Origin of the sequence: Pantoea sp. M_10, assembly GCF_008631515.1 — a bacterium.
Lineage (GTDB): Bacteria > Pseudomonadota > Gammaproteobacteria > Enterobacterales > Enterobacteriaceae > Pantoea > Pantoea anthophila.
In genome coordinates, this window is sequence record NZ_VWUL01000003.1 from 519198 (window position 1) to 532111 (window position 12914).

12 protein-coding genes are annotated in these 12914 nt (G+C 58.7%); 6 read left to right on the plus strand and 6 right to left on the minus strand.

Features of this window, described 5'->3' with window-relative positions:
- Positions 1–2 precede the first annotated feature (2 nt).
- Positions 3–881, plus strand: a complete 879-nt coding sequence (fhuD, locus tag F3I47_RS12205) for a Fe(3+)-hydroxamate ABC transporter substrate-binding protein FhuD (RefSeq protein WP_046101254.1) — start codon at positions 3–5, stop codon at positions 879–881.
- Positions 881–2860 (plus strand): Fe(3+)-hydroxamate ABC transporter permease FhuB, encoded by a 1980-nt coding sequence (gene fhuB / locus F3I47_RS12210; RefSeq protein ID WP_150028774.1) that lies wholly within the window; start codon positions 881–883, stop codon positions 2858–2860. The genes fhuD and fhuB overlap by 1 nt, the downstream gene beginning before the upstream one ends.
- 253 nt (positions 2861–3113) lie before the next feature.
- On the opposite strand, the gene hemL is transcribed toward fhuB, so the two are convergent.
- Complete coding sequence (hemL, locus tag F3I47_RS12215) at positions 3114–4394, minus strand: glutamate-1-semialdehyde 2,1-aminomutase (protein WP_150028612.1); 1281 nt, start codon at positions 4392–4394, stop codon at positions 3114–3116.
- 203 nt (positions 4395–4597) lie between these two features.
- On the opposite strand from hemL, the gene erpA reads away from it, so the two are divergent.
- Positions 4598–4945 carry an iron-sulfur cluster insertion protein ErpA gene (gene erpA / locus F3I47_RS12220; protein ID WP_009092018.1) on the plus strand — a complete coding sequence of 116 codons (348 nt, stop codon included), beginning with the start codon at positions 4598–4600 and terminating at the stop codon, positions 4943–4945.
- A 30-nt stretch (positions 4946–4975) separates the two neighbouring features.
- Here the strand turns inward: erpA and F3I47_RS12225 are convergent, their stop codons facing one another.
- The 3 genes from F3I47_RS12225 to mtnN form a co-directional block, all read right to left on the minus strand.
- A complete protein-coding gene (locus tag F3I47_RS12225; protein ID WP_009092016.1) occupies positions 4976–5227 on the minus strand; it encodes a hypothetical protein in 252 nt (83 codons plus the stop codon).
- Positions 5228–5348: 121 nt separating this feature from the next.
- The gene (gene btuF, locus F3I47_RS12230) at positions 5349–6143 is read right to left on the minus strand and encodes a vitamin B12 ABC transporter substrate-binding protein BtuF (protein WP_009092015.1); all 795 of its coding nucleotides are present in this window, start codon (positions 6141–6143) and stop codon (positions 5349–5351) included.
- Positions 6136–6834, minus strand: coding sequence for a 5'-methylthioadenosine/S-adenosylhomocysteine nucleosidase (gene mtnN, locus F3I47_RS12235; protein ID WP_150028611.1), 699 nt, complete (start codon positions 6832–6834; stop codon positions 6136–6138). The genes btuF and mtnN overlap by 8 nt, the downstream gene beginning before the upstream one ends.
- 92 nt (positions 6835–6926) lie before the next feature.
- On the opposite strand from mtnN, the gene dgt reads away from it, so the two are divergent.
- From dgt to F3I47_RS12250, 3 genes are all read left to right on the plus strand, one after another.
- Positions 6927–8417: a dGTPase gene (gene dgt, locus F3I47_RS12240; RefSeq protein WP_150028610.1), complete on the plus strand. Its 1491-nt coding sequence runs from the start codon at positions 6927–6929 to the stop codon at positions 8415–8417.
- Positions 8418–8551: 134 nt separating this feature from the next.
- Positions 8552–9994, plus strand: coding sequence for a serine endoprotease DegP (degP, locus tag F3I47_RS12245; protein ID WP_009092009.1), 1443 nt, complete (start codon positions 8552–8554; stop codon positions 9992–9994).
- Positions 9995–10178: 184 nt separating this feature from the next.
- Positions 10179–11336 (plus strand): CdaR family transcriptional regulator, encoded by a 1158-nt coding sequence (locus F3I47_RS12250; protein ID WP_009092007.1) that lies wholly within the window; start codon positions 10179–10181, stop codon positions 11334–11336.
- A gap of 60 nt (positions 11337–11396) precedes the next feature.
- On the opposite strand, the gene F3I47_RS12255 is transcribed toward F3I47_RS12250, so the two are convergent.
- Complete coding sequence (locus F3I47_RS12255; RefSeq protein ID WP_009092005.1) at positions 11397–11789, minus strand: DUF3461 family protein; 393 nt, start codon at positions 11787–11789, stop codon at positions 11397–11399.
- Positions 11790–12013: 224 nt separating this feature from the next.
- A complete protein-coding gene (gene dapD / locus F3I47_RS12260) occupies positions 12014–12838 on the minus strand; it encodes a 2,3,4,5-tetrahydropyridine-2,6-dicarboxylate N-succinyltransferase (RefSeq protein WP_009092003.1) in 825 nt (274 codons plus the stop codon).
- Positions 12839–12914 lie beyond the last annotated feature (76 nt).

Sequence of the window (12914 nt, forward strand, 5' to 3'; positions counted from 1 at the left end):
TGATGCCCGATCTTTCTCGCCGCCGCCTGATGCTGGCACTGGCGGCCTCGCCACTCTTTTGTGCGCTTCCCCTGCGTGCCGCGACGCCGAACCCTGGCCGGATTATCGCGCTGGAGTGGTTACCCACCGAATTGCTGATGGCGCTGGGTATCACGCCTTACGGCGTGGCCGATCTGCATAACTACAACATCTGGGTCGGGGAGCCGCCGCTGCCGGCGGGCGTGACGGATGTCGGTCTGCGCACGGAACCCAATCTTGAGCTGATGGTACAGATGCAGCCGTCGCTGATCCTCTGCTCCAACGGCTACGGCCCTTCGAAAGAAAAACTGATGCGCATCGCGCCGATCATGGGCTTTGACCTGCAAAGCGGCGACGGCAAACCCCTGACCGCCGCCCGGGCATCGCTGCGCCAGCTGGCTGCACGGCTTGGGGTCAGCGAGCGGGCGGAGCAGCATCTGCGCGAGGTCGACGCTCAGCTGGCGGCAGCGCGGCAGCGTCTGGCACCCTATGCCGGACGCACCCTCCTGCTGATGTCGCTGCTCGACAGTCGTCATGCCATCACCTTCGGCAAAAACAGTCTGTTTCTGGAAGTGATGACGCTGCTGGGCCTGAAAAATGGCTGGCAGGGCGAAACCAACTTCTGGGGCAGCGCGGTGGTTGGCATCGAACAGCTGGCGCAGGCCGGGGATGTGCAGGCAATCTGCTTCGATCACGACAACGATGCCGATATGGCACAGCTGATGCGCAGTCCGCTGTGGCAGTCGCTGCCGTTTGTGCGCGCCGGACGTTTTCAGCGCGTTCCGGCGGTCTGGTATTACGGTGCGACGCTCTCCGCGCTGCACTTTGTTCGCGTGCTGGAACGCGCGCTGGAGACGCAATGATGCGCCATGCCCTGTTTCCTCTCCTGCTGCTTAGCATGCTGTTTCTGCTGGCGCTCAGCCTGACGCTGGTCAATCTGCAACAGGCCCTGCCGCCCGCCGACTGGATGCAGGCGCTCTGGTCACCGGCTGTCGATAACCTGCCGCAGATGGTGTTTCACTACAGCCTGCTGCCGCGCACCGTACTGGCGCTGCTGGTCGGTGCCGGACTGGGGCTGGCCGGTCTGCTGTTTCAGCAGATCCTGCGCAATCCGCTGGCGGAGCCGACCACGCTGGGCGTCTCGTCCGGGGCGCAGCTTGGGATCACCGTGGCGACGCTCTGGCATCTGCCCGGCGGCGCGCTGACCCAGCAGTTTGCCGCGCTCAGCGGCGCGGTGCTGGTGGGGGCGCTGGTGCTGGGTGTGGCCTGGGGCAAGCGTCTGTCGCCGGTCACGCTGATTCTGGCCGGCCTGGTGCTGAGTCTCTACAGCGGCTCGGTCAATCAAATCTTCGCTATCTTCAATCACGATCAGCTGCAGAACATGTTTCTGTGGAGCACCGGCGCACTGAATCAGATGAGCTGGGACAATGTGCAGCAACTCTGGCCGCGCCTGCTGCTGGCCTTTGTGCTGGCCCTGGCGCTGCTGCGTCCGCTGACGCTGATGGGGCTGGATGATAGTGTGGCGAAGAATCTGGGCCTCGCGCTCTCTGTGGCGCGCATTGGCGGCCTTGCACTGGCCATCCTGCTCAGTGCCCAGCTGGTGAATGTGGCCGGGGTCATCGGTTTTATCGGGCTGTTCGCTCCTCTGCTGGCGAAGCTGCTGGGGGGAAGACGGCTAATCACCCGGATGGTGCTGGCTCCCCTGACGGGCGCGCTACTGCTCTGGCTGGCGGACAGCGGCGTGCTGTGGCTCAGCACGCACTGGCGTGATATTCCGACCGGTACAGCCACCGCGCTGCTGGGCGTGCCCATCCTGCTGTGGCTGCTGCCGCGTCTGCGAACCGGCTCCGTGCCGCCCGCCCTGAATCAGGGTGATAACGTGCCCGCCGAGCGGCAGAACCTGCTGCGCTGGGCGCTGATTGGCATCGCCGTGCTGGCCCTGCTGGCCTGGGTCGGCCTGGCCGGGGGACGGGATGCGCAGGGCTGGAGCTGGTCAGCGGGTGAGATGCTGCATTCACTGCTGCCATGGCGTGCGCCGCGGGTGCTGGCTGCGCTGGTGACCGGCCTGATGCTGGGCGTGGCGGGCAGCCTGATCCAGCGGCTGACCGGCAATCCGATGGCCAGCCCGGAAGTGCTGGGCATCAGTTCCGGTGCCGCCTGTGGTGTGGTCGTCATGATGTTTCTCGTGCCGGGAGATGCACTGGCGTGGCTGCTGCCTGCCGGTGCGCTGGGGGCGGCGCTGACGCTGCTGGTGATTATGCTGGTCGCCAGCCGGGGGGGATTCTCGCCGGAGCGGATGCTGCTGGCAGGTATGGCGCTGAACAGCGCCTTTGTCACGCTGCTGATGCTGCTGCTGGCCAGTGGCGATCCGCGCATGGGCGACCTGCTGAGCTGGATCTCCGGCTCGACCTATAACATCAGCGGCCGTCAGGCGATGCAGAGCGCGCTCTGCGCGCTGGTGCTGGTCGCGCTGGCACCGCTCGCCAGTCGCTGGCTGACCCTGCTGCCGCTGGGCAGTGTCACCGCGCGCTCGGCCGGCATCGCATTAACACCGGTGCGGCTGAGTCTGCTGCTGCTGGCGGCCGCGCTGACCGCCAGCGCGACGCTGACTATCGGTCCGCTGAGCTTTGTCGGGCTGATGGCTCCGCATATGGCGCGGATGCTGGGCTTCCGGCGGGCTCTGCCGCAGATGGTGCTGTCAGGATTGCTGGGAGCGGGGTTAATGGTGCTGGCGGACTGGTGCGGGCGGATGCTGGCCTTTCCGGATCAGATCCCAGCCGGGCTGATGGCGACGTTTTTAGGCGCGCCTTACTTTATCTGGCTGTTGCGGCGTTCAGTTTAATAAGACCGGCGCCGCCGCCGGTCTGAGAGTATTGACAACATCTGGTCCGACTCGCTGTCAGAGCGAGCCTGCGCAGGGAACACAGTCAGATCGGAAAGACGCAAAAGCCGTCATCCCTGACACGCTCGGCCCGCGCCATCCCTGGCGCGGGACGCTTTCCTCCTCTGCCTGTGTTCCCTGCGCATTGAGTTTCGTGTTGCTGTGAGATCCTGGATCGGATGCTACTGCCGATCTGCATCTCTACTGCAGCCTGTTACAGCTTCGCGAAACAACGACGCGCGGCATCGATGGTGTGCTGAATATCCACTTCGCTGTGTGCCAGCGACATAAAGCCCGCTTCATAAGCCGATGGAGCAAAGTAAACGCCTTCCTCCAGCATCAGGTGGAAGAAGGTTTTGAAGCGATCCACATCACAACGGGTCACGTCCGCGTAACAGGTCACGCTGTCAGCGTCGGTGAAGAAAAAGCCGAACATGCCGCCAACGTGGTTCACCACCAGCGGGATATTCTGCTCTTTCGCCGAGTCACGCAGACCTTCAGCCAGCTGACGGGTCAGCGCATCCAGTTTCTCATGGGTGCCCGGCTGTGCAAGCTGAGTCAGACAGGCGTAGCCCGCCGCCATCGCGATGGGGTTACCGGAGAGCGTACCCGCCTGATAAACCGGACCGGTCGGGGCCAGCGCCGCCATCACTTCGCGACGGCCACCGAATGCGCCTACCGGCATACCGCCACCGATGATTTTACCCAGGCAGGTAAGATCGGGACGGACATTGTAGTGAGCCTGCGCGCCGCCCAGCGCAACGCGGAAACCGGTCATCACTTCGTCAATAATCAGCAGCGCACCAAACTCGTCGCACAGGGCGCGCAGGCCCGGCAGAAACTCAGGCTGTGGCGGAATGCAGTTCATGTTGCCCGCGACCGGCTCAACGATAATGGCGGCAATCGCCTCAGGGTATTGCTCAAACGCGCTGCGCACCGAGTCGAGGTCGTTAAAGGTGCAGGTCAGGGTATGTTTGGCGAAATCGGCCGGGACACCCGGCGAGTTTGGCTGACCGAGGGTCAGGGCACCGGAACCCGCTTTCACCAGCAGATGATCGGCGTGGCCGTGATAGCAGCCTTCAAACTTGATGATTTTATCGCGGCCGGTAAAGCCACGCGCCAGACGGATAGCGCTCATGGTCGCTTCGGTGCCGGAGTTCACCATCCGCACCATCTCCATGCTCGGCACCAGATCGCACACCAGCTGCGCCATGGTCACTTCCATGCCGGTCGGTGCGCCAAAGCTCAGGCCACGCCCGGCCGCTTCGATCACCGCATCGCGGATCGCCGCGTTGTTGTGACCCAGTACCATCGGGCCCCATGAGCCGACATAATCGATATAGGCTTTGCCATCGGCGTCATAGAGACAGGCTCCGTCAGCGTGATCGATAAACAGCGGAACGCCGCCCACACCGGTAAATGCGCGTACTGGCGAGTTTACGCCACCCGGGATCAGGCGTTGTGCCTCGGCAAACAGTTGTTCGGACTTACTCATTTTCGGCTCCAGCGGTTCAGAAAAATAGGGTGCCATTCTACGGAAGAGGGGCAGCCGGCGAAAGGTGGTTTCACCCGCAGCGCCCCTTACAGAGGGGAAAGCGGCACAGAGTGCGAAGGGCAGAGCTTGATTGCGCTGAGGTGCTGACTGATAATAGCGTAATTAAGGTCGTTTTCTGACCTGGACGTTTAGCGGAGTAAAACATGAGTGATGAAGTAGTAGCACTGCCGTTGCAGTTTACCGACGCCGCAGCCAACAAGGTCAAGAACCTCATTGCCGATGAAGAGAACCCGGCGCTGAAACTGCGTGTCTATATCACCGGTGGCGGTTGCAGTGGTTTCCAGTATGGCTTCACCTTTGATGACCAGCTGAACGATGGCGATATGACGATTGAAAAGCAGGGCGTCTCGCTGGTGGTTGACCCGATGAGCCTGCAATATCTGGTGGGTGGATCGGTGGATTACACCGAAGGGCTGGAAGGTTCGCGCTTCATCGTGACCAACCCGAATGCGAAAACCACCTGTGGCTGTGGCTCCTCTTTCAGTATCTGATGATGCAGGCCGTCAATCTGACGGCCTCGTTTACCACTCTACCGTTACCAGACGGATTCCCTGCTTCTGACTTCCCTCTGTCCGGCTCTGGCTCTCTGTAATGCGCGGCTGCGCACTGGCCTGTCTGCCACAGTCAACCTGCGGTGCGGGCTGACCACGTGCCGTGTTGATTTCACAGCGTGAATAGATGACAAGCCTGGCGCCTATAGAGCCAGTGATCGATCCCGCACAGGCAGATCCGGCGATCGTCAGCCCTATGGCCAGCAGCAGTGCTCTGGTCATATGAAGTTCCTGGTGTTTAAAAGGCGCCGGGGCGCTAAAAGGAGGGCGAGCATACGTGGCTCGCCCGTCTCTGTTATTGATTAACGGCAAAAAGTGCGGCGGCTTTAATCAATTCGCTGATTTATCGATCGGGATGCAGGGCCGCACAGAGTTGCTGCGCCGCCAGCAGCAGTCGCGGGCCAGGGCGGCTAAGCCAGTCCTCGTTGATGGCGATCACCGGCACCCTGAGCTGCGGCTGCCAGAATGTCCGGATATTCTCCGCCTGCTGCGCATCGCCGCCCGTCACTATCGCCTGAGGATGGCGCATCAGAACCTGCTCGCGGCTCACCTGCGGCCAGCTGACGCGGCTGTCAGCAAAAATATTCCTGCCCCCGCAGAGGGTAACCATCTCATTCTGCATCGTCTCTCTTGCGGCGGTGAACAGCGGCTGCTGGCCAAACTGCAAAAAAAGCGGAACCGCAGCCAGGTGAGTATAGCGCTGGCGCAGCGCCGCCGCCTGCTGATGTAACTGCCGGGCCGCGCGGGCCGCCTGCTCCGGCCTGGGGCTCCAGTGACCCAGATCGGCCAGCGCCGCGATCATCTCATCCAGCGTCCGCGGATCGATCCACTTAACCGGTACACCGAGCTGCTGTAACTGGGCGATCTGCCGCTGCGGATTGCCGCCCCGCCAGGCCAGAACCAGATCGGGTTTAAGCTGCAGGATCCGTTCTGTTCTGATGCCCTGCCAGTCGGCAACCTGTTCAATCTGTTTTGCCTGTGGCGGAAAGTCGGACCAGGCGCTGACCGCAATCGGGGTGATCCCGGCGGCAAAGGCGAGTTCGGTGAGATGGGGAGCAAGGGTAATAACGCGGGGTGGGGAAGCCAGCAGGCTGCCGCTCAATAGCAGCAGCCAGCAGAAGAGCAGGGTTTTAGCCACGCGCCAGATGCGCCAGCAGGTTCTCCACCATCAGTGAAGATTGCTTTGCTGCCACGCTGAGGAACTCATCAAAGCTGAGGTGCGACTCTTTGTCGGCCACGTCAGAGATGGCCCGCACCACCACAAATGGCACCTGGAACTGATGGCAGACGTGACCGATGGCGGTCGCTTCCATCTCAACCGCAATCGCCTGCGGGAACTGACTGCGAATGCGCGCCAGCGGTTCGGCGCCGTTGATAAAGGCATCTCCGCTGACCACCAGGCCGCGCACGGCATTCAGATCAAGCTGTTTAATGCAGGCTTCCGCTGCGGCGATGAGGGTGCTGTCTGCCACGAACGCGGCCGGACAACCCGCCATCTGACCCGGCTCGTAGCCAAAGGCCGTGACGTCCGCATCGTGATAACGCACTTCTTCAGAGACCACGATATCGCCCACGCTGAGCGACGGCGCTAATCCACCCGCAGAGCCGGTGTTGATCACGACGTCAGGCTTGCAGAGTTGCAGCAGCAGCGTGGTACCCAGCGCGGCAGAGGTTTTACCAATGCCCGATTTCAGCAGTGCCACCTCAACGCCCTGCAGGGTGCCGGTATAAATTTCACAACCCGCCAGCGACAGCGTTTGACGGTTTTCAATTTTGTCGCGCAGCAGTGTGACTTCCTGCTCCATCGCGCCAATAATGCCTGCTTTCATAGTGAGTCCCGCTAATGTAAAAAATGAAAAATTAGGGCATAGTTTAGCATGGCATTCAGGGGATTAATTCACGAAAAAATAAGGGGTAATCCATGTCGGCGATCAATTTCAGGAAGAAGATCAGCTTCTCGCGCCCTTATACCAGTCGAAAAGATCCGGAAGGCGAATATTACATTACCCGCCATTTTGAGAGCGACCGCGGGCGGATTATCAACTCCGCCGCTATCCGTCGCCTGCAGCAGAAAACCCAGGTGTTCCCGCTGGAGCGCAACGCCGCCGTCCGCTCCCGCTTAACGCACTCGCTGGAGGTTCAGCAGACCGGCCGCTACATCACCAAAGAGATCCTGCAGACGCTGAAGATGCAGGGCGGGCTGGCGCAGTATGGTCTGGATGAGTTAGAGGGGGCGTTTGAAAGCCTGATAGAGATGGCGTGTCTGCTGCACGACGTCGGCAATCCGCCGTTTGGCCACTTTGGCGAGGCGGCGATCAACGACTGGTTTGAAGAAAATCTGCCTGCCGAACTGGTCGATCCGCTGGTGGCCGGTGTGGAAGGGGAGGCGCAGCGTCAGGCTTTTGATCAGCTCAACGCCACCATCCGCCAGGATCTCTGCCATTTTGAAGGCAACGCCCAGGCCATTCGCATGGTGCATACGCTGCTGCAACTCAATCTCAGCTATTCTCAGGTTGCCTGCATCCTGAAATATACGGCCCCCGCCTGGTGGCAGGGTGAAAAACCCGCCGAATTTAGCGTATTGATGAAGAAACCGGGTTTTTATCTCTCTGAACAGGATTATATAGCCGAGCTGCGTGCTGCCACCAATATGAAAGAGCACCACCGCTTTCCGCTCACCTATATAATGGAAGCCGCGGATGATATCTCCTATTGTATTGCCGATTTGGACGACGCTGTAGAAAAAGATATCTTCAATGTTGAGAGTTTGTATGAATTTCTCAATAAAGCCTGGGGGCCGGTTAAAAATAATGACGCTTTCAGCCGGACGATTGGCGAAGCCTGGCGTGAAGCCTGTAATAAAAAACGCCGCAGCCGCAGCGATCAATTTTTTATGTCATTACGCGTAAATGTTCAGAGTGTATTGGTCAGCTATGCGGTCAAGCGTTTTGTTGATAATCTGCCTGCCATATTCGACGGCAGTTTCAACCATGCGCTGCTGGAAGATGAGGGTGAAGAGGGGCGTTTGTTGCAGCTGTTTAAGACCGTCGCCCGTCAGCAGGTCTTTAACCATTCTGAAGTGGAACAGCTGGAACTACAGGGTTACCGGGTCATCAGGGGCCTGCTGGAGATCTATCAGCCGCTGATGCGCCTCAATTACGAAGCCTTTACCACGCTGATAAATGAAGATTTCCTGCGTAAGCATCCCATCGAAACCCGGCTTTTTCATAAGCTCTCCGGTAAACACCGCAAAGCGTATTTACATAAGATGCGTAACCTGGTGGTGGAGCATAAATATCAGCGGCTGTTGTGGGAGCGTTATTATCGCTTCCGCCTCATTCAGGATTATATCAGCGGCATGACCGATCTCTATGCCTGGGATGAGTACCGGCGGCTGATGGCCGTAGAATAAGCCGCCAATTGTAAAGAGCGCGAATAAATTTTTACTTTTGCCTGAAACTTTTTAAGGAACTTCGCGCTAAAACATTTATCTCACCTTTCGACCACAGCAATGGTCTGAACAGTAATCTTACAGAGAAATGAAAAATGAAAAAAAAGACCTTAGTATTAAGTGCGCTGGCGTTAAGCCTGAGCATGGCGCTCGCCCCTGTTACTGTTTCTGCTGCGCAAACGGCCTCTTCAGATAGCCAGCAACTGCCAAGTCTGGCTCCAATGCTGGAGAAGGTTATGCCGTCTGTGGTCAGTATCAGCGTCGAGGGCACCACCACGGTTAAAACTCCCCGCATGCCACAACAGTTTCAGCAATTTTTTGGCGACAATTCGCCTTTCTGCCAGGACGGCTCTCCGTTCCAGGGCTCACCAATGTGCCAGGACGGTGGAGCAGGCGGTAACGGCGGAGCGCCAGGCCCGGATACCCAGCAGGAGAAATTTCGCGCGCTGGGATCGGGCGTCATCATTAACGCCGAAAAAGGCTATGTGGTCACCAACAACCACGTGGTGAACAACGCCACCAAAATTCAGGTGCAGCTGAGCGATGGCCGTCGCTATGACGCCAAGGTCATTGGCAAAGATCCGAGCTCTGATATTGCGCTGGTGCAGTTGCAGGACGCCAAAAACCTGACTGCGGTGAAGATCGCCGACTCTGACAGCCTGCGGGTGGGTGACTATACCGTGGCCATCGGTAACCCTTACGGACTGGGTGAAACCGTGACGTCAGGTATCGTCTCTGCGCTGGGACGCAGCGGCCTGAACGTGGAAAATTATGAGAACTTTATTCAGACCGATGCGGCGATCAACCGGGGTAACTCCGGCGGCGCGCTGGTCAACCTCAACGGTGAGCTGATCGGAATTAACACCGCGATTCTGGCACCGGATGGCGGCAACATCGGTATCGGTTTTGCTATCCCCAGCAACATGGTGAAAAACCTGACGGCGCAGATGGTGGAGTTTGGTCAGGTGAAACGGGGTGAGCTGGGCGTGCAGGGGACAGAGCTGAACTCTGAGCTGGCTAAAGCGATGAAGGTCGATGCCCAGCGCGGTGCCTTTGTCAGCCAGGTGCTGCCGGACTCAGCTGCCGCCAAAGCGGGGATCAAAGCCGGTGACGTGATCGTCTCCATGAACGGCAAACCGCTCAGCAGCTTTGCCTCGCTGCGTGCGGAAGTGGGCTCACTGCCGGTGGGCACTACGCTGAAGCTGGGACTGCTGCGTGATGGCAAGCCGCTCGACGTCTCTGTCCAGCTGCAGCAGAGCAGCCAGGCGAAAGTTCAGTCTGCGACCATCTACACCGGCATTGAAGGCGCCGATCTCAGCAATATCGAAGCGGGTGCCAAAGGTGTGCGGGTGGATAACGTCAAACCGGGCAGTGCCGCGGCGCGTATCGGCCTGAAGAAGGGCGACGTGATTCAGGGCGTTAACCAGCAGGTGGTGACCAACCTGGGCGAGCTGCGTAAAGTCCTCGACACCAAACCGTCGGTTCTGGCGCTGAATGTGAAGCGTGGCGACAATACGCTCTATCTGCTGATGCAGTAAGCGACGCGTAATAACCCCTCAGGCGGACTGCGGTCCGCCTTTTTTATGCCCGCTCTCCGCCGTGGCAGAGTGTGATAGTGACCGCAAATCCGGGAAATCAACGCCCGCCTCTGTGCAATTGCACAATGCTCCGTGCGCGACGCCTGCGTATTCTGTTGCTCCCCTATTTTTTCAGGAGTAATGGATGGCTGCCTATCACCTTGATGCCCGGCTGGCGCAGGATATCGTGGCGCGCACCATGAGAATTATCGACAGCAATGTCAACGTGATGGACGCGCGGGGCCGCATCATTGGCAGCGGCGATCCTGAACGCGTTGGAGAGTTGCACGAAGGCGCACTGCTGGTGCTCTCTCAGGGACGCGTGGTGGACATTGATGACGCCGTGGCTAAACATCTGCACGGCGTGCGGCCAGGCATCAACCTGCCGCTGCGCCTGGATGGCGATATTGCGGGTGTGATTGGCCTGACCGGCGAACCGCTGTCGCTGCGTCATTATGGCGAGCTGGTCTGTATGGCGGCAGAGATGATGCTGGAGCAGGCGCGACTGCTGCACATGCTGGCCCAGGATAGCCGCCTGCGCGAAGAGCTGGTGCTGAATCTGATCCGCAGTGACACGCTGTCGCCGCAGCTGACCGAGTGGGCGCAGCGGCTCGGCATCGACCTCAATCAGCCTCGCGTTGCTGCTGTCATCGAGGTGGACAGCGGCCAGCTCGGCGTAGACAGCGCCATGTCAGAGTTGCAGCAGCTGCAGACACTGCTGACCACGCCGGAGCGCGATAATCTGATCGCCATTGTTTCGCTGACCGAAATGGTGGTGCTGAAACCCGCCCTGAATGCGCATGGACGCCACGATCAGGAGGATCATCGCCGCCGCATCGAGCAGTTGCTGCAGCGGATGAAAGAGCGTGGGCATCTGCGGATGCGTATTGCACTCGGCAATGTTTTTACCGGGCCTGGCAGCATTGCGCGCTCCTATCGCACTGCCCGCACCACCATGATGGTCGGCAAGCAGCGGATGCCGGGATTACGCAGCTACTTCTATCAGGATCTGGTGCTGCCGGTGCTGCTCGACAGCCTGCGAGGCGGCTGGCAGGCGAATGAGCTGGCGCGGCCACTGGCAAAGCTTAAAAGCATGGATAACAACGGCCTGCTGCGTCGTACGCTGATGGCCTGGTTTACCCACAACGTGCAGCCGGGCGCCACTGCGCGCGCGCTGTTTATCCATCGCAACACGCTGGAGTACCGGCTGAACCGGATTTCTGAACTGACCGGGCTTAACCTGGGGCAGTTTGATGACAGGCTGCTGCTCTATGTGGCGCTGCAGCTGGATGAGCAGGGATAACACGCAAACAGCGGGCATAAAAAAGGCCAGCAGTGCTGGCCTTTCCGATCGGGCAGGGAATTAACGACCGTTACGGGTTAATTTTTCCAGGTCCGATTCAATCTCACTGATTTTGTGAGAAACCACGCTTTCCAGATGACGCAGGTCATCCAGAATTTTGCGTTTCAGATCCACTTCAACCTGGTCACGCTGGCAAATCTGGTCCAGTTCGTCGATGACATAACGCAGATTCGGGCTGATCTCCTGAACTTCTTTGTAGCCCTGGGTCGCGTGATCGGCCACGACGGTTTTGCGCTGACGCGGATATTTGAATTTGACACTTTTCGCGAAAAATTCACCTTTATCTTTGCGGAAGTAGATTTTCAGAATGTCGTTATTCGCTTCCTGACGCAGGCTGTAGCGATCGATGTCGTCCGGATTACTGATTCCTAAGCTTTTCAGATTGTCATACATGGCGTTTTTTCCATCAAAAGTGAGAAGCGCGCAGTCTTGTTCATGACGTCAGACAACTGTAGACATAAATCAGCGGGATGAACATTGCGCGACAGGATTTAACTGGCGCGGATTATGACCTGGATGAAATCTAAACGCACCCGTTCCTTCGCGGCGCGAATCAGGTTGATTTGGAATGGCTGTAAAGAAAAGATGACGGGCTGGTTTCCAGCCCGTCACTGACATCAGTCGATGGTGCGCAGCAGTTCGTTGATACCGGTTTTGCTCAGGGTTTTCGCGTCAACTTTCTTCACGATCACCGCACAGTAGAGGCTGTAGCTGCCATCTTTAGACGGCAGATTACCGGAAACGACGACCGAACCGGCAGGAACGCGGCCGTAATGCACTTCGCCGGTTTCGCGGTCATAAATTTTGGTGCTCTGACCGATATAGACGCCCATTGAGATCACGGAGCCTTCTTCAACAATCACGCCTTCAACGATTTCAGAGCGTGCGCCAATGAAGCAGTTGTCTTCGATAATGGTCGGGTTTGCCTGCAGCGGTTCCAGCACGCCACCGATTCCCACGCCACCTGAGAGGTGAACGTTTTTGCCGATCTGCGCACAGGAGCCGACGGTCGCCCAGGTATCCACCATGGTGCCTTCATCGACGAAAGCGCCGATGTTGACATAAGAGGGCATCAGCACCGTGTTACGGGCAATGAACGCGCCCTGACGCACTGCCGCAGGCGGCACCACGCGGAAACCGGCGGCTTTAAAACGCGCCTCATCCCAGCCAGCAAACTTCATCGGCACTTTGTCGTAAAAACGGGTTTCTGCCCCTTCCATGACCTGATTGTCGTTGATGCGGAAAGAGAGCAGCACTGCTTTTTTCAGCCACTGATGCGTTACCCACTCGCCGTCAATCTTTTCAGAAACGCGCAGTTCGCCGCTGTCCAGCAGGGCGATCACCTGGTTGATGGCATCACGGGTTTCGCTGTCAACGCTGACGGGGGTAATGTCCGCGCGACGTTCAAAGGCGGATTCGATAACGCTCTGTAACTGTTGCATATTTTTTTCCTGATCGGTCATGTGCAATGCCGGGCACTCTCCCGGCACAAATAAAAATAGAGGATGATAAATCGTG